Source organism: Mucilaginibacter sp. GW822-FHT03E02 (genome assembly GCF_058801545.1).
Genome location: NZ_JBXANJ010000001.1, coordinates 5,480,760 through 5,503,668 on the forward strand (window position 1 = coordinate 5,480,760; position 22,909 = coordinate 5,503,668).

The following is a 22,909-nucleotide window of genomic DNA, read 5'->3' on the forward strand; positions in this document are numbered from 1 at the left end:
GCTTGTGTCATCTGTTGCGCAACACAACACTTGCAGACTGCTTTAAAAAGGGCGGGTGTAATAATAATATTTCAACTTATTAAAATTATTTAAAAAGTTGCCTATATTTAGCTGCCCTTTATTATCTAACATAACCCAACTATGCGCAAAATCTTTATCCTGGTGCTGTTTGCAGCATTTTTTATGAGTACAGCCTTCAAAACTACCGATGCCGTAAAATTTAATGCCGCCGACCTACGCATCAGTTGGGAGGTGATGGATAACAATTATCAGAATAAAAATGAAGCGTTAACCGTACTGGTAATTACCAATAATGGTAAAAACGTTTTGCCGGCTGGCGGGTGGAAGTTTTACTTTAACTCGGGCCGTGGTTTTACCGAGAACGCGGTAAGCGGTAACGCCAAAATAAACCAGGTAAACGGCGATTTATACAGTATTACCCCAACCGGGGGCTTTAAAGATTTGAAACCAGGCGAATCGGCCCGGATAGAATATGTAAACGATGACCCCGTAGTAAACGTTACCGATGCTCCCGAAGGTATATATATGGTTTGGGATGAGCAGCCCGAAAAAGGTTATAGTATTGGCTCTTTTGATATCAAGCCATACAAACCAAGCTACGCAGGCCTGGTTACTCCCGAAATTGTTTACGACAGGAATAAAACGGTTACCGATATCTCCGCCGATCAGTTACCTAAAATATTGCCTACACCGGTAAGCTATACCGAAACCGCTGGTACGTTTACTATCGACGGAAAAACGTTGGTTGTTGCCGATGGTGCCTTTGCCAAAGAAGCAGCTTACCTGGCCAACAGCTTTAGTAAAATATTGGGCAGGCCGTTAACTATCTCGGCAGGCTCAGCGGGTACAGTTATCGCATTAAAAAAAGTTGATGGCATTGCACCCGAAGGATACGAACTTAAGGTAAGTGCACAAGGTGTTGTCATTAACGCGTCGACAGCTGCGGGTGCTTTTTATGGCATCCAATCATTAACAAACCTGGTTTCGCCCGCTGCATGGGTTAAAACCGAAAAGAGTATTAAAATTCCTTGCGTGGATGTAAAGGATGCTCCCCGTTTTGCCCACCGCGCCGTGATGCTGGATGTGGCCCGTAACTTCCAGACTCAGAAACAGGTTATTAAACTGATTGAGGCCATGAGCCTTTATAAGCTAAATGTTTTGCACCTTCACTTAACAGATGACGAAGGCTGGCGAATTGAAATTCCATCATTGCCCGAACTTACTTCGGTTGGTTCAAAACGCGGTCATACGCTGGATAGCAAAAATCACCTGCCTGCATCCCATGGTTCGGGGCCTGATGTAAATAATCCTTACGGCTCCGGTTTTTATACGAAGGCGGAGTACATTGAAATATTGAAATACGCTACCGATAGGCACATCATCGTAATCCCCGAGATTGAAACACCCGGCCATGCCCGTGCATCTATCAAAGCCATGGATGCCCGTTATGATCGCCTGGTGGCCGAAGGCAAAAAAGACGAAGCCACCAAATATTTACTGCGCGATTTGGACGATAAATCCGAATACCGGTCTGTACAATATTGGAATGATAATGTAATTAACGTATCGTTGCCATCAACTTATACCTTTGTTGAAAGGGTTGTTGATGATTTGATAAGCATTTACAAAGAAGCCGGTGCGCCATTGCCTGGTATTCATTTTGGCGGCGATGAAGTGCCACCCCACGTTTGGGAAAAATCGCCGGCCTACCTCACTTTAAAGGCCAGCCACCCCGAAATTCAAAACACAGGCGATTTATGGTATTATTTTTACGGCCGGGTAAACCAGATATTAAAAGCGAAAGGAATTCACCTGGCGGGATGGGAAGAAATGGCCCTGCGCAAAACAAAGATAGACGGTAACGACACCTATGTGCCCAATCCCGATTTTACCGGCGAACACCTGCAGGCCGATGTATGGAACAACGTATTAGGCGGCGGCCAGGAAGACCTGGCCTACAAGCTGGCCAATGGCGGCTACAAGGTTGTGCTTACCTGTGTTACCAATTTATACTTTGATATGGCCAACTACAAATCATTTGATGAGCCGGGTTATTATTGGGGCGCGTTTTTGGGTATCGATAAATTTTATTCCTTTATCCCATATGACTATTTTAAGAATGCTGACGTTGACAGGAATGGCGCGCCCATAAACCAAAACATATTTTTAGGCAAGCAGCGCCTTACCGATTATGGTAAAACCAACATTATTGGTTTACAGGGCGCGCTATGGGCCGAAACAGTTAAAGGACCCGAGCGTATGGATTACATGATATTCCCCCGCCTGTTTGGCCTTGCCGAACGTGCCTGGGCGGCAGACCCGGCCTGGGCTACCGAAAAAGACCCCATAAAAGCAAAACAGGAATATGATTTAGCGTGGTCGACATTTTTGAATGTATTGGGCAAACGGGAGTTGCCCCGCTTAAGTTATTATAATGGTGGTTATAATTATCGTGTACCTAAGCCAGGCATTAGCTTGCAGGATGGTAAGTATGCCAGCAATATCGAATTCCCCGGCCTAACCATCCGTTACACCACCAACGGTAAAGACCCTGACGCTAACAGCAAAATATACACCGCACCGGTTGATTATAAAGGAGGCGAAATTAAATTCCGCGCCTTTGACCCAAAAGGCAGGGGAGGTAACATAGCAACAGGCGGCGAGGCCGCCGAAGGAAAGAAACAAGGATCGACGTTGTAAGTCTTAAGTCCGAAGTTTTGAGTCGAAAGTCAAAATAAGAGCAAAAAAATCCGCAGATCAAAACAATTGACTGCGGATTTTCATTGCCACTAATGACTAATGACTAATGACTAATGACTAATGACTAATGACTAATGACTAATGACTAATGACTAATGACTAAACCGCAGGATACCTTCTTCTTAAAAGAGTATAAAATTTCTCGGCAGTTGCAGCTTTGCCCTCCCAGTTGTTTTTGGTAACGTAGTTGGTTTTCAGGAAGCGCTCGGCTTCTTCGTAGGTGTTAAAACGGTTTACTATTTCAATCGCTTCGCTGTAGGCCAGGCTGTAACCGTTAAACAAGTCTTTAATGTAAAGTAATTTATCGTTCAGGTTTATGGCCGATTTCAGGTCGGTAACGGGTAAGGCGTTTACCTGTGCTGATAGGCCGTTGTCTCGTTCGGTTTTCTGGGCCGACATCTTTTGGTTAAAAGTGAGGATTTCTTCTTTGGCCGTTTCAGTTTTAGACGCCATTGGTTTAAATAACTCGGGCTGCGGCGCAGGTGCCGGTTTTTCAACCGATGGTGCGCTTACTGTTATCGGTTCTTCAATCTGCGTTACGGGTTCGGCATCTTTAAAATTCGCTTCAGGATCTTCGGCCTCCTCCAAAACTAATTCCTGATTTAGTAATTCGGGCTGTTCGGTTTCAAATGAATCTATGGTGTTATCTGCTTCAGGGTCGATAAAAGAGATCGGTTCTTCGTTAGCAGGAATAGGCAATTCTATTTCGGGTTTAACCGGGTTATAAGGCACGTGAACAAGCGGTTCGGCTTCTTTGCTTAATTCCAGCCTGTTTTCAACTGCCGGTTTTTGCTGAACTACCGGCTCAAAAAAGCGACGTTCATGTAAAGGCTCTGGTCTTGATGCAGGTGTGGCTGTAACCGCTGGCCTGGGTTTTTCAATTACAGGTTCCGGCTTGATGGCAACCGGCTCCGGTTTTTCGGCCGGTGTGGTTTTGCGCTCATGTATTTTGCGCAATATTTCGGCATGATCTTTTAAAAAATGGGCGTTGGCTACAAAAAGCTCCAGTTCAAGTTCATTCAAATCGCTGCTTTCGGCTTTCAGGTAATCATATTGGTCATTAAGCTCTTGTAAAATACCACCAATCTTTTTAAAAATATCCATTTGCTTCATGGCTTCAATGTTGGGAAAATGCTTACCAAAAATAGGATAAAATTCTGATATTTGGCGCCGTGCTATACCATACGCGTTGTATGCTGTAGTTACAATATGAATATCGGTTGCTTTGTTTTACATCTTCCGTTTTTTCTTTTTGGGCTAAGGAGTCAAGAATCTAATATCGAAATTTGGCAATTACAACAGGTTTTTAAGATTTAGAGTTTGGTTTTTAGGATTTAGAGTTTGTTTTTAGGATTTAGAGTTTAGGATTTAGAATTTATTTAAAGAATGGTTTACCACGAAGATGTTTTCAGGCGTAAAAGTGAATCAGGTGGCAGTATTGAACTGGTATGCGGATCTATGTTTTCAGGTAAAACCGAAGAGCTTATCCGCAGGTTAAACCGTGCACGCATAGCTAAACTAAAAGTAGAGATATTTAGCCCTAAATCAGATACGCGTTACAGCGAAGATGCCATCGTTTCGCACAATGCCAACAGGTTTAGCTCAACACCAGTTGATAGTGCTTCGGCTATATTATTGCTCACCAATGATGCCCACGTGATAGGGGTCGACGAAGCTCAATTTTTTGATGATCAGTTGCCCGAAGTATGTACCATACTGGCTAACCGGGGTATTCGTGTTATAGTAGCCGGATTGGATATGGACTTTAAGGGCCGCCCTTTTGGTCCTATGCCGGCCATTATGGCCATTGCCGAATCGGTTACCAAGCTGCATGCCGTTTGCGTGCAATGCGGAAACCCTGCTATGTATTCCTATCGCCTTGTACCCGATAACGCCCGCATCCTTTTGGGCGAGAAAGAAAGCTACGAACCCCGCTGCCGCATTTGCTATAATAGCTAAGGTAATTATAGCCGAAAATATTTTCCTGTATCAGCTTAATTGCCAAAACAAAAAGTGGTCTGTTTGTTATTATAACACCGGACCTGTTTAATTTTAAAATGAATTATAGGAAATTTTTATAATTTTTAATTAAAGTTAACTATATTCGGTATTAACTATCAATACCTTATGGCTAAGAAAATTTTAGTGATCGAAGATGATAAAGACATCAGGGATACTATAGTGTACGTTCTGGAAGAGGAGGGTTACGAAGTTGTAGCCTCGGACAATGCCCGGATATTAAAAAAACTTTTAGAAATAAACCCTGACCTTATCCTGCTGGATAACTGGCTTACCGACTGGAAAAGCGATGCCAGCGGCCAGGAAATAAGCAAAGGCCTTAAAAGCGACCCAACCACAAGTCATATACCAGTTGTTATGATATCAGCCGTAAACAATATAGAAGAAATTACCAAAGCCGGCAGCGCCAACGGCTACCTTAAAAAACCATTCGATTTAACTGAGCTAACCGGAATAGTAAAAAAACATTTAGAATAGTTGACAAAAAATAAGCAAAAAGGCCTTCCATAATCCCGGAAGGCCTTTTTTGTTTATAGCTTAATTCCAAAGCCGATATTAAATGTCCGGCCATCTGCCGGCAAAATGCCCGGCCCCGGGTACATGTTAATGCGGCGGGTATAGTATTTGGCGTTAAAAAGATTATTGATGCCGGCGCTGATATGGTAGGTTTTCAGGAACCGATAGTTAAATGCCCAGTCGGCCACATGATAGGCAGGTACTATTCCTGTAGCGCCGGTCGAGTTAAATACCGTATTATTGGCATCGCTATAGCTTTTGCTGGTGTAGCTCAACTGCAGGGTACTGCTTACAGGCCCGCTTAAAAAGGTAAGGCCGGTACGGTTTATCCAGTCGGGTACATTTTCCAGGTGGTTGCCGGCCAGGCTAATATTTTTACCTGCCTGGTTAATTGATCCGGTGATGTAGCGCCCGTGCGTATAAGCCAGTGAGTTAAACAAACGGATATCGCTGCCCGCACGGGCATCAAACGAACGGAGTAATGATACTTCGGTATAAGCCTCGATCCCTTTGGCCACGCCATTGCCAATATTAGTTAAAAACAGATGGCTTACGTTTTGGGCGTCGGTTTGGGTGAGCGTACCTGCCCGGTTGTTGTAGCGTACATAAAAGCCATTAATATCATAACTGAAAATAGCGCCTATATTACCGCGGTAACCCATATCTATATCATATCCCCGGCTATCTTTAATATTAGGGTCAATAATTGTCAGGTTATCAGCAGGGGTAACGGCTGCATACAGGTAGGGGCGGTAAGCTTGCGATATATTGCCGTACAGCTGGCTGCCATTGCCGAACTGGTACTGTAACCCTGTGCCAAACAGCGGGAAGTTGCGGTTCCCTTTATAGCCAATGGGGTAGGTGGCATTACTGATAACGCCCGAGGTGGTTGATTTGATAAACTCATACCGTACTCCCGGCGTTATGGTAAATTGTGGCGTAACCTGAAAAATGTTCTCAGCGAAGGCAGCATAGTTGATGGAGTGCAGCCTTAAATCTATTCCATAAGGTTTAACCAGGGTTAAATCGAAATCGGAGGCGATGGTACCTACGCCTTTTTGCCTGCGTTTGGTGGTTTCTTCAAAATATCTTACCCCGGTGGTAAAGGTGCTTTTAAGGTAGCCCAATTTGTAGGTATGCAATAAACGCGCTTCGGTTGTAAAGCCTGCATAATAATCTCTGTCTACCTGCCTTGGGTTAAAGGTTTTCAGGCTTGCATTAACGGTGTCTTTAATGTTGGGCGTATTGATAAACTGCACACTGTTACGCTGGCCAAATACGACATGTGATGTAATTTCCAACCGGGTGTTGCTGTTAAACGCGTAATTGAATAACAATGCCGGGATATTAATTTCGGGGTTAAAAAAGTTTCTGGCCCTGAATGATTGCCGGTTATCAACTGCAAATTGAGCATCTGTTAAGCCGCCCGCTATTTGCTGTACATAATCTGATCGTGAAAACTGCAAGGCTATGCTGCCCTTGCTATTAAACTGGTATTTGATATTGGCATAGTACGAGTGGTAAGCAAAGACCGCGTTAGGCCGCCAGCCATCGCCCCGACGGGTGGAGTAAAACGCGTAGTAGCTTAGTTTGCCAACTTTTCCGCCAACGGCATTGTAGGAGTTAAAAAAGTTATTTGAACCGGCAGTTTGTTCGCTCTCAAAACCAAAAACTTTGGTGCTGTCACCCTCTTTAATTTTATAGTTTACCATGCCGCCAAACTGGGGGCCAAACTGTAACGCGGCCGAGCCCCGTACAAGCTGTACTTCGCCAATGGCCTGGAAGGGTACATTGTAGTGGTTTTCGGGGTAGCCAAATGCGTCGGAGTTGGTATTGTATCCGTTTTGCCGCATGTTCATCTCGATAGACCGGTGCGGATCGGTACCCCTGTTGCCTATGTTTAATTGCAAACCGGCGCCATCCATTTCCCAAACATTAAGGCCGGGCACTTTGGCAAATAGCATTCGGGCGGAGTTATTGACAAGGGTAATTTTACCGGCATCAGGGTAAATTAAATGCGTACGCTTACCTGCAAAAATATAAGTACCCTGCACATTGGACAGGTATTTTGCCCTGCTTTCTTTAATAATCACACTATCCAGGTGCAGGGTATCCCTGGTGCTCTTTTGCGCCTGGGCATAGCCGGATGCCACGATGGATAGTATAAATAGGGTTATTTTATAAAAATTGTTCATAAGTTTAAATTGATAGTATAGGCGTATAACCTGACATGATTAAGCAATACTATGGCGAATATCATTTTCAAGAATGATTCTAAATAAGCGCAATGCTAAGTATAATTTTTGTGGATTGACAGGTTTATTTAAAAATATTCATGCTGCGTCACCCCTGTCAAGGTTAGGGTTATAATCGTCCGGTATGTTGCACAGATTTTCACCCACTATATCCGGTTGTCTGAAAGTGGTAGCGCCTATTGTTTCTTAAAACCTAATTATATACTTTTGTAAACGCTTGGTTTTCATAGCATAACCCCAGTTGCTATTTTTGAGAAATTTATTTTGGGTGTTGTTATACTTAAAATAGAAAATTCAGGTTACTTTTATATCGCCAATTTTATAAACACAAAATATATGATAATCAAAAATGTTTACTTTTTGCTGGTCACCTTTTTGGTGATTGGATCTACCTCATGCAAGAAGCCTTCTTCTGGAGATAATTCCGGGAACGTTCCCGGAGACACCACGACGGTAGTGCCGGGGGGTAAAGCGTTGCCTTCGGGCGCTGTTGATGGGGTTACTTACATCAACGCGGGCAAGTCGGTTATTTTAAATTTGTACGCGCCATCAAAAACATCGGTAAGCGTTATAGGCGATTTTAATAACTGGACAGCCGATGCCAAATACGCCATGAATCATACACCCGATGGCAAAAACTGGTGGATCCAGATTGATAACCTTGATGCCAATACCGAGTACGCCTACCAATACCTGATTGACGGCACACTTAAAGTAGCCGATCCGTACACCCAAAAAGTGTTGGATCCTGCCAATGACAGCTATATAGATGCAACTACCTATCCTGGTTTAAAAGCTTACCCAAGCGGCAAAACAACCGGAAATGTAAGCGTGCTGCAGGCCAATCAGCCTGCTTATAGCTGGAAGGTGCCAACCTTTGTACGCCCTGAGAAAAAGAACCTGGTGATATATGAACTGCTTGTGCGCGATTTTGTTACCAATCACAATTATCAAACCTTAAAAGATTCATTAAACTACCTGGCCAAACTTGGTGTAAATGCCATTGAGCTGATGCCTATAAATGAATTTGAAGGTAACCTTTCATGGGGATATAATCCTTCGTTTTACTTTGCGCCCGATAAATATTATGGAACTAAAAATGCCTTAAAAGCATTTATCGACGAATGCCATTCAAGAGGGATTGCGGTTATCCAGGATATGGTTTTAAATCATTCGTTCGGTCAATCTCCAATGGTGCAAATGTATTTTAATACTGCCGCGGGCAAGCCAGCTGCAAATAACCCCTGGTACAATGTTGATCCTACGCACCCGTACAACGTAGGGTACCAGTTTAACCATGAAAGCGCTGCCACCAAGTACTTTGTAAAAAATGTGCTCAAATTCTGGATGCAGGAGTATAAGATAGATGGTTTCAGGTTTGATCTTTCCAAGGGCTTCACGCAGGTAAATTATGGTACCAGCGATGCCGCGGTAGGTCCCTGGGGCCAATATGATGCCAGCCGCGTTGCCATCTGGAAAGATTACAACAATTACATCAAAAGCATCGACAATAATAATTTTTATGTGATATTGGAACATTTTGCAGCCAACCAGGAAGAAAAAGAACTATCCGGTGAGGGCATGATGCTTTGGAACAACCTGAATTATGCAGCCAACCAGGCTACCATGGGCTACATTACCGGCTGGGATTTTAAAGGGATCTTTTACGATCAGCATACCTTTACCCTGCCATACCAATTGGTGGGTTATTTTGAAAGCCATGACGAGGAGCGCCTGATGTTTAAAAATGAAAGCTATGGAAACGCTTCGGGTAGTTATAATGTTAAGGATATTGCAACCGGCTTAAAACGCGAAGAAATGGCTGCGGCATTCCTGTTCTCGGTACCCGGCCCTAAAATGTTATGGCAGTTTGGTGAATTGGGTTACGATAAATCTATCGACCTGAACGGCCGCACAGGTAATAAACCTATTTTGTGGAACTATTTTGCCGATGCCCAGCGGGTGCAGCTATATAAAGTTTATTCGGCAATGATTAACCTGCATAAAAAAAACGCGGTATTTGCATCAACAAATTATATGTATGATTTATCAGGTTATGTTAAAAGTATCCAGTTAAAAGATGCCAGCGCCAATGTGGAAGTATTAGGAAACTTTGATGTGGTAACGCAAACTGCCAATATTACCTTTCCGTCAACCGGTACCTATACCGATGCATTAACGGGGGCAACGCTAAATGTTACCTCGGCAACCATGCCGGTAACACTTGCGCCAGGCGAGTATCATGTGTACAGCAGCGCTGCTTTAACGCACTAATAGCAGGCTAACATGCTAATAATAAAGGCCCCGCGGTAACCCCAGGGCTTTTGTTATTTAAAGTTTTTTTGCGTGGTAAAACTTTAATTGCCTTATTTATAACAAATTGTTAATTATTTAACTGTACATTCGCCTAATTAAATAAAAATATAATGCAAGGAACAGTAAAATTTTTCAATGAAAGCAAAGGATTCGGATTTATCGTACCAACAAATGGTGGTGCCGAAGTTTTTGTACATGCCTCAGGCCTTATCGACACTATCCGTGAAAACGATAGCGTTACCTACGATGTAGAGCAAGGTAAAAAAGGCTTAAATGCGGTAAATGTAAAAGTAGGTTAATAAATAAACTATTATTATAATCGTACAAGCATCTGTTCTTAAAGGGCAGATGCTTTTTTTATGGGGTAAAGTTTTTGTATCAAAAAAGGCCGTCATGCTGAGGAACGAAGCATCTCCTATTCGCGAACGATGCATGACGAATATTGCATGGTATGCAGATGCTTCGTACCTACCCATGACAAGTTAAAAAACGGAAGTCATACTGAACTTGTTTCAGGATCCCACAGGACAGGTGACCCGCATGAAGTATACTTAGCACGTGGGGGGCTGAAACAAGTTCAGCATGACATTGGGGAGAAATCATTGTCATTCTCCCTTCGGAATTTCGCGAAATTTTACCACTCAGCATGACAGGAGAAATAATTATACCACAAAAAAACGCGAATAATTTTCATCATTCGCGTTTCTTATAATCTGTAAGATCGTTTCTTAGTTCAAATACGATTGTAAAAGATTTGATTTTGAGTTGTGGCGTAAACGCATCAACGCTTTATCTTTTAACTGGCGTACACGCTCGCGGGTAAGGTTAAATTTCTCGCCAATTTCTTCTAACGAATGGGCAGCATAACCACCTAAACCAAAGAAAAGGATAATAACCTCACGGTCGCGTTCGGCAAGGATACCTAATGAGCGTTTGATCTCTTGTGATAATGAATCCATCATCAGTTCGGTATCGGTTGCTGCATCGGTGCTTTGCAAAACATCAAGCAAGGTATTTTCTTCGCCCTGTATAAACGGAGCGTCCATAGATACCTGGCGGCCCGCATTGCTTAATGAATCGGCAATTTTATCAACAGATATTTCAAGGTCCTCGGCCAGTTCTTCCGGTGTTGGTTGTCTTTCAAATTCCTGCTCTAATTTTGAAGCCGCTTTATGAATTTTGCTTAATGAACCAATTTGGTTCAATGGTAAACGCACAATACGTGACTGCTCGGCAACGGCAGATAATATAGATTGGCGAATCCACCATACTGCGTATGAAATGAATTTAAAGCCTTTTGTTTCGTCAAAACGTTTAGCAGCTTTAATTAAACCTAAGTTACCTTCGTTAATTAAATCGCCCAGGGTTAAACCCTGGTTTTGGTATTGTTTTGCCACAGATACCACAAAACGAAGGTTTGTTTTTGTCAAACGCTCTAATGCGGCCTGGTCGCCCTCACGGATCTTTTGCGCCAGGATCACTTCTTCCTGGGCAGATATTAAATCTACTTTACCTATCTCGTGAAGGTATTTTTCAAGTGATTGAGATTCACGATTGGTAATGGATTGGGATATTTTGAGTTGTCTCATTTTATTGAATAGATTTATTTCAGCTAATTATATGTCCGATAAGAATTTACACGGTTGGTTTAACCTGCTTTACAAAAAAATATGATCATTTAACGGTGCTCCTAATTTTTTTCTGAACCCGGGATACTGATGATGCAAGGGTTGGCTTTTTGATACTATTGCAGTAGGATGCGCGGTGTTTACCGTATTGAAATATGTTGCAGTTACCGGTAAGTGTATTATCAATCGTGATCTCTCTTAAATGGATGCACAAAGATACGCATTCAATTGCTATTATTGTGTCAAAAATACATCTATTTTATTTGTTATAAATGAGGCACATATCCTGCCATTTTTAAAACTGTCAGAAGCCCTTTTTATCATCGGTATTTTCATTTTTTTTATCATCTTTTTTGTCTTTATCGCGATTTTTGTTCCACTTGATTTTTATTTTGCCATCATCACCATCTGCGGCCAAAATGTGCAATACAATTCCCTTCATACGCTTTTTATTACGTTCGGTTGCGTCAATTATTGCGGTATCGCCTTTGGGGTTACGCAAAGGTATATCCAACGCTATATTTGTACCCTTCGAGAATGAATAAACACCGGCTATATTCATGTTAATGGCACTTGAATTTATTTGCATCGGGCTGATGTTTATTTTATCGCCATCAATGTCAAACGTCATATTAAGCGTTTGAAAGCGGATATTCTTTAAATCTCTGAACGGAAACGCAAACTTGCCTACGCTTGTAATTGGTTTAAAGTTTAGTAAAGCGCCCTCTTTTAAATCAACTGTGGTTAGGCCCTTCAGGCTGCCCGGCACAATGTTACCGGCGCCATTAATTTTGCCGGTAAGATGGGACTGCGCTGATAAAAAGCCACTCAGGTTTTTCGACGTAAAGCTGTTCATCCCAAAATTATTAAACGCCAGGAAAAAGTTGCTGGTATTTACGTTATCAACTTTAGTATTGATGGTAAAATCGTTAACCTTGCCGTTTTGCACAAAATTGCCGTTAAGCTTTAATGAGCCGCCCGCATGTTTAACACTTAAGTTGTTAACCTTGATGCTGTTGTCGGCCATTAAAAAGTCGGCAGTTGCGTCGGTGGCCAAAAAGTTTTTATAATAAACTTTATCAACCCGCAGGTGGATCTCGGCCTTGCCTTTTTCAAATGCTATACTTAAGGCATCGTTCATGTTGGTTTTTTTGCTCCTGGTTTTAACCTTTTCAACCGGCTCGGCCCGGTTTAAAAAGCCCAGAAATTCGGCCAAATGCAATTGCGGGCTGCGCACCTGCCATTTAAGCACTATTTTTTCGGGAGCGGTGTAGTACAGGTTTAAAAAATTGTTCACCCGGCCATCCATGTAAACAATGCTTTGGCCCGATTGCATGCGGATATTGTTCAGCAATAAATCGTTACCTGCAAATTTGATGGTAATGGCGCTGTTTTTAAAATTAAGATTACGCGGCACATAGCTTACAGCTGCATTTTTGATATTGATAGTACCGGCTAACTGAGGTTTTAAGAGCCGAAAGTTAACCAGATTGGCCTTATAGGCCAGCTTAATATCGGCATAGCCTTTGGTAAAGCGCAGGTCTTCGTCGCCAATGGCACCGTTTAGTTTTGCAATATCAAAGTTTGATTTAAAAATGCCCGTGGCCACCGGTGTATTCAGGTTATTTATAAAAGCCGTATCGATGGTGAATGGCACCTTTTTATAAGTACCGTTAAAATGATAGAGTTTGATAACGGAGTTATCATCATTAAGTCCCCTGCCATTCATATAATTATTGGAAAATACCCCGCTAAAGCTGCAGTTTTCAATCGTAACACCGGGCATGGTAACAATATTATCGCTTATCCGGGCAGTAACAAATATAGATGGATCGCCCCCGCCGCCAAAAGTGCCTGCAATTTTGCAGGTTACGGCTATCGGGTCATCAATATTAAACATTTTAAGGCTTTTGGTAATGTTGGGCGCCAGCAGGTTGGATGCATCTGTCCACAAGATTTTATCGTTGGTAATGTTAAGTGCAAAATTAACGTTCGGCTTGCCCAGGTCAAACTTACCGCCTATAGTAAATGCATCGCCACCAATATTTAAAACCTTAGGGGCTACTGTAATTTGTTTTGATGGTTGATTGTAAGTGATGTCAAAGTCGCCGGAAAGTAGTTTATCTTTCATAAAGCTGCCTTTCCTGGTGTTAAAAGAAAAGCTTTTAACCATTGTTTTCAGGCTGATGTAGGCGTGCCAGCCGGTAGCAGGCCACTGCATGCGGCCATCAAGATCCTGTACCTCAAACTTAAATAACTTGAAAGCCTTGCGGTCGTCGACGGTAAAATTCACATTGGTTAAACCAAAGCGTTTGATCTGAGTAGATGGGCTGGTGTTTTTCTCTATTTTAACAGAATCCGTTGGTTGGCTTTTAAACACAGCGGTGTTGCTGTACCCTGTGCTATCGGTAAACAAATCAATAACGGCATTGCTGATATCTATTTTATTAATTTCCACGCTGCCATGCAGCAAAGCCGCGGCATTTACAGATACATCGAAGTTTTTGGCATCTAATAGTGTATGGCGGTGTACCGGCCATTGTTTGTCTTTTATTATTACATCCTTAAGGCTTACCGAAACACCGGGGAAGCCCTTGAAAAATGTAGGATCGAGTTTACCAATGGTAAGCGTGCCATTAAGGTTTTTGTTGAGTTCGGTGGTCATCATTTTTAACACCTTTTCTTTGTTGAAGATGATGTACATAGAAACGCCTGCAAACGCGATGATTACAACACCTATTAAAGCCCCCAATACTCTCAATATTATTTTAATCCACTTAGGCATTGCTAACTATTTTATCTAAAAAGCATCGATGTTGATTAATTGTTTGATAGCTACAGATTTAAACAGTAAAGTTGTTACAATTGAATGCTGTGGTCTGAGGCCTGTTGTATGAGGTCGGAGGTCTGTGTTCTGTGATCGGAAGCATTCGAAGGTAAAAGTCCGGTTCGCACCACAGACCCCACACCACAGGCTTCAGACCACAGATCTCCCAATTACCTGTTGTGCTCGCTTAGCCAGTGAAACTGCCGCTCGGCCAGCTGGAAGTGGCGGTTTGTCCGTTTCAGTACTACATACAGGCTATCATTAAGCAATTTGCCCCATAACTTTATAGTTGTGCTATCCGGCTTTTCATACCTGAAACTGGCCATCCATAGGCTGTCGTCGGCCATTTTTTTTATTTTGAAAATATGTTTTGCCTCATCCGTATTGTAGGCAAAATACCCCCGTTTATAGCGTTGCCTGAAAGCGGTATCAGCAGTTTTGATGCTGCCTGCGCCATCTTCCAGGATAAAGTCGTGCCATCGTAAAGTATCTGTAATGGATAAAGGGATCTCCTTATTATTCACCGAATAAACGGCAACTTCATATACGCCGTTTTTGAAAGCCTGCAAGGCCGGCGCAGCATGTTGCGTTTGGTAGTATTGCCAGTTGTTTATAATTTGCATAAACACTGCCAGTATTATAAATACACATTTGACTAAAATGCGGCCAATACGCATCCATTTTTGAGTATATTTAAAATGATAAGTATCGGCAATTGGCGCAGGCCTATTGAGTACAAAAAAGTAGTAAAGCCGCCCGGCCTCATTGGCCAGCAAAAACAAACTTACAAAAGTAAGTTCCATAGAAAACATTTTTACCGGGATATCATAACTGAGGTTAAGCATCATTACATTGGCAAATACGCCGGTCGCCAAAAACACGCCAAGGGTAGCCGTGCGGCGGTTAAGCAGCAGCAGGCCCACCAATGTTTCCATAATGCCCGAAAATACCTGGTAGGTTTTGGAGTAACCAATAAACATCCACGATAAACGCATAGGCAGCAAATCGCCTAACGGAGTAGCCAGCTGATGCAGGTTGGGAAAGGGCATTTGCAAGGCATATATTTTAAGTATGCCATAACTTAAGGCAAAAAAGGCAAGGTAATAACGGGCTGCCAGGCAAAGCCAGTAGTTAAGGTGGGTGTAGTTGGCCCGCTTACGGTCAAGTACCGACCATAGCAGGCAGCCAATGATCGCTACGGATAACATTGCCCACAACTGCGCCCAGGCCCATGAGGTATCGCCGCTGCCGTTTGGCTGTACCAATACCTCGCGAACATGAAAAAATAGCTTGTTAGATGTGGTTACAGCCCAATCAACAAAAGAATAGTAAAAAGACAATAATTTACCCACTCCGGGGATTGCGCCCAGCCAGGCCAGCGGCGCTATCTGCAGGGTAAGGTAAATGAAAAAAAAGCGGAAGGCTATCAGCCTCCATATTGGCCATGGTGCATTGGTTTGGGTAGGTGTCATTTACAGGCAATAAGGTTGATGTAGTACTAAATTAAAAGCAAACACCAATATAAGTTATTTCGTTGGTATTTGTATTTAATGGGTATATAAAGTGTTGATTTTTAATTATTTTTAGTAGCCTGTATCGCTGCGAATACTAAATTCGTATTGATAATAAAACTAATCATGAAATTGCTTGCTATCATCTTTTGTTTAGGGTTGCTATTTGCATCCTGTAAAAAGAATAACGAAACCCCGTATCAAAGCGATGGGGTTTTAACAGGCTACGACCTTCGCATGTGCCCTTCGCCTTTATGTGGTGGCTTACTGATCACCATTAAAAACGATACCGCAAAAAATCCACCTTCCTATTATCATATCAACTCCTCGCTGGCCCAATTGGGAATTAATGAAAATACCCGGTTCCCTATAAACGTTAATTTAAGTTACAAAAAAGATACAGGTATTTTTGCTACATACAATTATATTATAGTCACTAAAATTAGGGTGGTAAAATAATTGTGGTACCAGAGAAATAGCGTTTACAAGTTTTTCGCGCAAAGACGCAGAGGCGCAAAGAAAAAATAAGCAAATCGCTCTGCGCCTCGGCGATAAATAAATCATATCCATTTTAAAAGCGAATTTCCTGATTGTGGTACATTAAAAGCCTGGCTTGCCACAGTAGGTATACGTAACAATATCGCGTAATTATACGGGCCAATATTAGTACCGGCACTTATCATAAAAAAGCTGTTTATAGCCAATTTTACTGCAGCAAAGCATTAAAATTAAAGTGATGATTTACCAGGCAGTAAAACTTTTGGCCCAGCAATTAAACAATAACCTCAAAACCGCCGCAGGCAATGGCAGCGTGCCCGATGATTTTGTTCAGCTACGCAATGTTGCTCATTTAACGGGCGAAGAAATTAACCGGTTAAACAACGTGCTTATTACCCTGGTAATTGCATCTGAAGATATTCCTGTAAAGCACTTTCCTGATAATACGCGCAATATTGGCCGGGCGGCATCCCGGTACCTGAGCCTTTATGTTCTGATATCGTCATGCGTTTACCATTCGTACGATCAGTCGTTGTTAAATCTTTCGCACATCATAAACTTTTTTGACGGCAACAACGTCTTTACCTGGCCTGCCAAGACCGGGGCAGAAACAGGTAACGATGGGTTTAGGCTCACTGTCGAAAATTACTCGCCCAGCTTTGAAGAAACCAGCAACCTGTGGACTACTATGGGCGGCAGGCAGTTTCCGCATATGGTATACCGGGTGCGAATGGCAGAGCTCCCAAAGCAAAACCCGATAGAAAGGCGTGGCATTATTAAACAGTTTGAGGCGCGCGAGCGGATGAGCTGAGGAAAGTATTTTTATTCAAGCAACCTGGTTATAGCTTTGACGCCGGCGTTACGCGAAAGAACATAGCCACCATGCAGCAAAAGTCTGAAAAAGCAAACTGCGATAAAAAACGGAAATAAGATCAATAGTGAAAATGGCTCTTTCGGTTCAGATAAAAAGGGAGATACCATCAATAAGGCGAACATCAAAACGGCCTATACAATAAATAATATCAAAAATGCTTTGTGAAGCTTTGTCTCGATGATAATCTCGTTTTTTTTGCCTTCAGCGAGTTCTATTTTGCCTTCCAAAATACACAAAATACCCCTTTTTCCTGAGCTAATAACCCGGAAATTATTGTTGTCCACCTGTCCGATAAACCGTTTGTTGGTATTTATCATAACCAGTTTGGGGTTTATTAAAGTGTTTAACAGTAAAATGTTTTTAACTGTCGCAGCGTCTTTGTCTGTAGTAAATGCGTATTTGTCGCGGCTTAGGTACTTGATGCTAATATTTGTAAAATGAACGGGCGTTTGCCAAGCCCGTTAGTAATGGTCACAAGATAACGCTTTTTACCATTTGTTAAGTGGATAGGCTGCCATCGTGCCGAATTTTGTACCATCAAAATTTAAAAACGATGAACAATCAATCATTAGTAAATAAAAGAGTAATATTATTGGGGGCCAGCAGCGGCCTGGGCCTGGCAACAGCCGTAGCGGCAACAGCCGAGGGTGCTAAAGTGGTTATTGTATCCGGCAACCAGCAACGCGTTGATAAAGCATTGGAGCTGCTACCCCCGGGCAGCGAAGGTTATGCTGTAGGTTTAAGTAAAGAAGAAAATATTAAAGCCTTTTTTGAAAAAGCAGGCCGGTTTGATCACCTGGTGTATACCGCCGGCGAAAATCTTAACCTCAGCAACATCAGCCATACGGTTGTTAATGAAGCGATAGGTTTTTTCAATCTCCGTTTCTGGAGTGCGTTTGCCGCTGTGAAGTACGGTGCGCCTTATATTAACAAGGGGGGCTCCATTTCGCTTACCAGCGGCACAGCCAGCCAAAGGCCCGGAGCGGGGTGGTCGGTAGCATCGGCTATTTGTGGTGCCATAGAGGGCTTTGTAAGGGCCATGGCTGTCGAGCTGGCGCCTATCCGTGTAAATTGCGTGGTGCCCGGTGTTATTAAAACCAGCCTTTGGGATTCCATGACCGATGAGCAGCGCGATGGCATGTACCAATACCTGCAAAATAACCTGCTACTGAAAAGAGTAGGGGAGGCCGAGGACGTAGCCTTAGGTTTTATTTACCTGATGAAACAACAATACGGAACAGGCCGGAGTTTGGTAATTGACGGGGGTACGGTGCTGGTGTAGCAGTATTGATATCTTGTTTCCGTGGATACCGGCATTTAAGCCTGCAAAATTTAACAACTTTTATATTTTGCAGGCTTACAATAACACTGATAATTATTGCTTAAATTAAGGCAATATTTCTTTTAGCATGTCCCGCCTTTTTACGAGCCTTATTCTTATTTGCCTGCTGACTTACGCCTGCTCAAACGCTCAAAAAAGGCCAGGTAGCACAGGGCCGGCTAAGATTGTTTCTTTAAAAAATGAGCAATCGAAAGATAAAACGAGTAGCGTAAAGCCTGCGAAGCCTGTTTGGGGTTACCGTTTTGTAATCACCGGCGATTTTGACGGAGATGACAAAAAAGACACCCTTACCGAACATTTTGTTAGCGGCATAGATCATGAAGAAACCAATAAGTTTTATGATAATGTAGATTATGATGGTATGGTTGATTCGGTTATCAGGAAGAAACCAATATCAGTCTTAACTTGTAATAACAAGAATATAAGTAAACTACAAATTGCATCGAAAGATAATTTTGGATTAACTTTCCTGAAAAATGAAGGCGATTTAAATGGCGACGGCACCGATGAGATATCATACGTAATAGACAATGCCGATTGGTCGAGCCTAAACTCATATACCATCATGACTTTCAAAGGTCATAAATGGCAACGGCTATATTCGTTCCCGATTTGGGAATGGCAATTGCCACCACTGCCGGTAACAGTAAGCCAATATGGTTTATTTGGGCTGGATACCAAAGTCAATATAAAAAGCGATACCCTCAACCGGAGGATAGACCATGAATTAAAAGCATTTAACGGGCTTGTGCAAAAAGTAGCCAATAATAAAATCAGGATAAAATTTCGTGATGATATCGATTTTAAGGGAGGCACCAAACTGGTAACCTTAAGGCATTTAAATAAATGGCGATAGGGATGTTTATAAGATGTAATTGTTAAATACGATCCTTTGAGAGAGGAATTGTTGTGTCGTCGCGGGGTACATTCTTCAAAATTTAAATTGTAAGGTGTAACCCATAAATTATACAATTGCTACCTTGCGGGCAGAATTTCACGCATGAAAAATATCTTCGATAATTTTATTCAAAAAAAGGGTTTCGTTGTACTTGATGGGGCAATGGCAACCGAACTGGAGGCAAGGGGTGCTAACCTTAATCATAGCTTATGGTCGGCAAAGTTGCTGAGCGAGGACCCGGAACTGATTAAGCAGGTGCACTATGATTATTTGGTGGCCGGCGCCGATGTTATAACAACAGCCAGTTACCAGGCCAGCTTTGAAGGTTTTGCAAAACACGGATACACTGACGACGAAGCCCTTGCCCTGATGCAACTAAGCGTACAGTTGGCTTTTGACGCACGTGATGAGTTTATGAAAGCATCCCCCGGTCGCGAAAAACCCATTGTAGCTGCCTCTGTTGGTCCTTACGGGGCTTCGTTGGCCGATGGATCTGAGTATAGGGGCAATTATGGGGTAAGTATTCAGGATTTGAAAACATTTCACCGCCGCCGGATGCAGGTGCTGGTTGAAACCGGCGCGGATGTGCTGGCCTGCGAAACCATCCCCTGTATAGATGAGGCCGTAGCTTTGCAGGAATTACTGGCGGAGTTTCCCGGGGTACAAGCCTGGATAAGTTTTAGCTGTAAAGATGCAACTCACCTGAGCAGCGGAGAGGATTTTGCCGAAGCCGTAAAGCTATTAAATCAATCGGCACAGGTTGTGGCTGTTGGGGTTAACTGTACCGCCCCGCAGCACATTGCATCCCTGGTAAAAATAGCGGCCGAAAATACAGGCAAGTACATCCTGGTTTATCCCAACAAGGGCGAGGTTTGGGACGCGGAAAATAAATGCTGGCTACCGGCTAGCGCCGGTGATACCCATTTTTATGATGGTGCAAAAAGCTGGTACGTGGCAGGCGCCAAAATTATTGGCGGCTGTTGTAAAACAACGCCCGAAGATATAAAGCAATTGCAGCAGTTGGGCTAAGTCAAAATTCAAAAGTCAAAATTCAAAAAGGGGCTTGGTTTTATATCGGAACGATCGTTTCGATATAAAACAATCGGGCCAGTTGTTTTATTATACTTGGGTGGACAACGATAATTTATTTTACGCAGGTACAAGTGGTTTAAAGATTCCCATACCCAAACGCGATTTTCCGGCAGAATTTCAACATTTAAGCCGGTTAGGTTTTTACGCAACTTTGTTTAATTCTATCGAGATCAATAGCTCGTTTTATAAATTGCCCATAGGTAAAACCGTTGCTAAATGGGCTGCCGATGTGCCGGATAATTTCAGGTTTACTATAAATTGTGGCGGGAGATAACACACAATAAAAACCTGGCTTTTAAACCCGAAGATGTAGAACGATTTATGCAGGCAATTAACAATGCCGGTCATAAAAAAGGCTGCCTGCTGGTGCAGTTCCCGGCCAGTATACAGGTGAGCAATTTGCACGCGTTTGAGCAACTGATTAGCATCATTCGCCTGAATGACCCGGGTAATGAATGGGCAGTAGCGGCTGAGTTCAGGCACCGTAGCTGGTACCAAGAGGATGTTTATGAGTTGCTGGAGCGATATAGTATGGGGATGGTATTGCATGATATGCCGGAATCTGCCAGTCCGCTGATAGCTATTAACGATAATGTTGTTTACCTGCGGTTTCATGGGCCCGAAGGTGGATATCGTGGCAGCTATGGCGATGACTTTTTGCATGAATATGCGCAATACGTAAAAGAATGGGAAGCAGAAGGTAAAACAGTTTACGCGTATTTTAACAACACCATGGGCGATGCTTTAAATAACCTGCACTTGCTGAACAGGTATACTGGTTATTAGCTACGAGATCGGGTTTTAATAGTGGTAAGAGGTGTCACTTCGGTTGCATAACGAGGGGCAAACCCGGTAAAACATTATCATGTAACCTAAATTGCAATTAGCCATTCAACTTACCTTCAAAATCTACTGGTATTTATACTTTTTTTCTTCGCGATGCGTGAACTGCACGAACAGGTTTATTTGCGGTTGCTGGGGCAAAGAAGATTTTAACATTTGGTTCGTATGTACCAATATTAGGCCCGCTTTTTGTCTTTCAGATATCCTTCCTGCCAAGTTAATCAGAATCCTATTGGTTGCTTAGGTAAATAATTATTGCAATAGGTAATGCTTTTTGTCAGTAAATCAATATCTTAGCTATGAAAAATCCTAAATCCTAAAACTTATGGAATTAAGCGGCTCCCAATGGGTACACCGGTACCCCACAAGCAGATCAATAGATGATCTGGTATCACCTTTTAAAAACCAGGTAAAGTTATTTCATGATGCACTAATAGCCGCACATGCCGCTGTAGTTATTTCGGCAACGCTGAGGCCAACGGAGCGGGCGTTCCTAATGCATACTTCCTTTGATATAGCCGCCGGAACGCTTGCACCTCAACATGCAGGCACTCTTCCCGGATTAGAGATTCAATGGGTGCATCCAACACCGGCAGAGTCAATTGCAGCAGCTAAAGCTATGGTAGCAGGATATGGTATTGCTTTTCGCCCGGCCTTTCCATCTAAACATTCTGAAGGCACCGCTATAGATATGACGATTACCTGGACCGGAACCTTAAACTTGAAGCAGGCCAATGGCCTGGTAATACCAATACCAGCCACGCCGGGTAATAACAGTAATTCAAAACTGCAACAGGTGGGCAAAACCTACGGAGTTATAAAGCTTGTTTCTGATCCGCCTCATTGGTCAAACAACGGGCATTGATTTGAGTATTACTGGCGATGCCAGCATTGAAGGTTTTAAAAATGATAGGAACGATGTAGCATTTACGTTAACCTTCACGTATAGTTATATTATCCAATAATTACTAAACCATGATGAAATACCTGTACCCTATCAGTCTTTTAGCTTTAATAGTTATTGGCTTATCAGCCTGCGGCAAAAACGACAATCAAAACGTTGGTGTAACCGGCAAGTGGCAGTTGCTGAGCGATTCATCGTCATTAGCAGGTGGAGGGCCCTTTAAAGGCGGTGGAGGTAAATACATAGGCGTAGCTGCAGATACGTATGAATTTACAGAAAATGGCAGGCTGGTTGCCCACGTAAAAAGCCTCATCGATTCGGCTACCTACAATTTCCGTGGCGACGGTAAAGTGGTGATTGATTATTCTGTTGTGCATGCCGGGAATGCTACGATTCGCGGTTCCGAAACAATTTATGATGTTACCCGTCCCGATAGCCATACCGCTATTTTAAGCGCCGGCGGCCTGACTCCCGAAGGCTGGTATGACAGGATCATCACACTTAAGAAATGAGATTGAGATGAGCCTTGTTATTAATAGGCAATATAGTTTATGTATTAAACTGACTAAATGTTAAGTATTGTTAAAATTTCTTTATTTATGTTA

Annotated in this window: 17 protein-coding genes and 1 pseudogene; 13 read left to right on the top strand and 5 right to left on the bottom strand. The window is 42.7% G+C overall.

Annotated features, from left to right (window positions below; translation table 11 throughout):
* Nucleotides 1–141: 141 nt before the first annotated feature.
* Complete coding sequence (locus tag AC1RM2_RS22760) at nt 142–2,721, top strand: family 20 glycosylhydrolase (protein WP_492987450.1); 2,580 nt, start codon at nt 142–144, stop codon at nt 2,719–2,721.
* Nucleotides 2,722–2,880: 159 nt separating this feature from the next.
* Here AC1RM2_RS22760 and AC1RM2_RS22765 read toward each other — a convergent pair whose 3' ends face one another.
* Nucleotides 2,881–3,894, bottom strand: a complete 1,014-nt coding sequence (locus AC1RM2_RS22765) for a DUF8457 domain-containing protein (protein WP_492987451.1) — start codon at nt 3,892–3,894, stop codon at nt 2,881–2,883.
* Nucleotides 3,895–4,167: 273 nt separating this feature from the next.
* Here AC1RM2_RS22765 and AC1RM2_RS22770 point away from each other — a divergent pair, with 273 nt between their 5' ends.
* Nucleotides 4,168–4,740: a thymidine kinase gene (locus AC1RM2_RS22770; RefSeq protein ID WP_477357404.1), complete on the top strand. Its 573-nt coding sequence runs from the start codon at nt 4,168–4,170 to the stop codon at nt 4,738–4,740.
* 168 nt (nt 4,741–4,908) lie between these two features.
* Nucleotides 4,909–5,277: a response regulator gene (locus AC1RM2_RS22775; RefSeq protein ID WP_492987452.1), complete on the top strand. Its 369-nt coding sequence runs from the start codon at nt 4,909–4,911 to the stop codon at nt 5,275–5,277.
* Between the two features lie 53 nt (nt 5,278–5,330).
* Here the strand turns inward: AC1RM2_RS22775 and AC1RM2_RS22780 are convergent, their stop codons facing one another.
* A complete protein-coding gene (locus AC1RM2_RS22780) occupies nt 5,331–7,511 on the bottom strand; it encodes a TonB-dependent receptor family protein (RefSeq protein WP_492987453.1) in 2,181 nt (726 codons plus the stop codon).
* Between the two features lie 396 nt (nt 7,512–7,907).
* Between AC1RM2_RS22780 and AC1RM2_RS22785 the strand changes: the two genes are divergently transcribed.
* Together AC1RM2_RS22785 and AC1RM2_RS22790 are read left to right on the top strand one after the other, a co-directional pair.
* Nucleotides 7,908–9,845 carry an alpha-amylase family glycosyl hydrolase gene (locus AC1RM2_RS22785; RefSeq protein WP_492987454.1) on the top strand — a complete coding sequence of 646 codons (1,938 nt, stop codon included), beginning with the start codon at nt 7,908–7,910 and terminating at the stop codon, nt 9,843–9,845.
* A gap of 149 nt (nt 9,846–9,994) precedes the next feature.
* Nucleotides 9,995–10,186: a cold-shock protein gene (locus tag AC1RM2_RS22790; protein WP_090652398.1), complete on the top strand. Its 192-nt coding sequence runs from the start codon at nt 9,995–9,997 to the stop codon at nt 10,184–10,186.
* Between the two features lie 429 nt (nt 10,187–10,615).
* Here AC1RM2_RS22790 and AC1RM2_RS22795 read toward each other — a convergent pair whose 3' ends face one another.
* The 3 genes from AC1RM2_RS22795 to AC1RM2_RS22805 form a co-directional block, all read right to left on the bottom strand.
* Complete coding sequence (locus AC1RM2_RS22795) at nt 10,616–11,476, bottom strand: sigma-70 family RNA polymerase sigma factor (protein ID WP_090652399.1); 861 nt, start codon at nt 11,474–11,476, stop codon at nt 10,616–10,618.
* Between the two features lie 343 nt (nt 11,477–11,819).
* Nucleotides 11,820–14,300, bottom strand: a complete 2,481-nt coding sequence (locus tag AC1RM2_RS22800; protein ID WP_492987455.1) for an AsmA family protein — start codon at nt 14,298–14,300, stop codon at nt 11,820–11,822.
* A gap of 212 nt (nt 14,301–14,512) precedes the next feature.
* Nucleotides 14,513–15,814: a hypothetical protein gene (locus AC1RM2_RS22805; RefSeq protein WP_492987456.1), complete on the bottom strand. Its 1,302-nt coding sequence runs from the start codon at nt 15,812–15,814 to the stop codon at nt 14,513–14,515.
* A 165-nt stretch (nt 15,815–15,979) separates the two neighbouring features.
* On the opposite strand from AC1RM2_RS22805, the gene AC1RM2_RS22810 reads away from it, so the two are divergent.
* From AC1RM2_RS22810 to AC1RM2_RS22845, 8 genes and pseudogenes are all read left to right on the top strand, one after another.
* A complete protein-coding gene (locus AC1RM2_RS22810) occupies nt 15,980–16,312 on the top strand; it encodes a hypothetical protein (protein WP_492987457.1) in 333 nt (110 codons plus the stop codon).
* Nucleotides 16,313–16,589: 277 nt separating this feature from the next.
* A complete protein-coding gene (locus AC1RM2_RS22815; protein ID WP_492987458.1) occupies nt 16,590–17,162 on the top strand; it encodes a Pvc16 family protein in 573 nt (190 codons plus the stop codon).
* 616 nt (nt 17,163–17,778) lie between these two features.
* Nucleotides 17,779–18,507, top strand: a complete 729-nt coding sequence (locus AC1RM2_RS22820; protein WP_492987459.1) for an SDR family oxidoreductase — start codon at nt 17,779–17,781, stop codon at nt 18,505–18,507.
* A gap of 127 nt (nt 18,508–18,634) precedes the next feature.
* Complete coding sequence (locus AC1RM2_RS22825; RefSeq protein WP_492987460.1) at nt 18,635–19,423, top strand: hypothetical protein; 789 nt, start codon at nt 18,635–18,637, stop codon at nt 19,421–19,423.
* 144 nt (nt 19,424–19,567) lie between these two features.
* A complete protein-coding gene (gene mmuM / locus AC1RM2_RS22830) occupies nt 19,568–20,494 on the top strand; it encodes a homocysteine S-methyltransferase (protein ID WP_492987461.1) in 927 nt (308 codons plus the stop codon).
* A gap of 100 nt (nt 20,495–20,594) precedes the next feature.
* Nucleotides 20,595–21,343, top strand: a pseudogene (locus AC1RM2_RS22835) (DUF72 domain-containing protein).
* 382 nt (nt 21,344–21,725) lie between these two features.
* The gene (locus AC1RM2_RS22840; RefSeq protein ID WP_492987462.1) at nt 21,726–22,265 is read left to right on the top strand and encodes a hypothetical protein; all 540 of its coding nucleotides are present in this window, start codon (nt 21,726–21,728) and stop codon (nt 22,263–22,265) included.
* Nucleotides 22,266–22,375: 110 nt separating this feature from the next.
* Nucleotides 22,376–22,816 carry a hypothetical protein gene (locus AC1RM2_RS22845; protein WP_492987463.1) on the top strand — a complete coding sequence of 147 codons (441 nt, stop codon included), beginning with the start codon at nt 22,376–22,378 and terminating at the stop codon, nt 22,814–22,816.
* Nucleotides 22,817–22,909 lie beyond the last annotated feature (93 nt).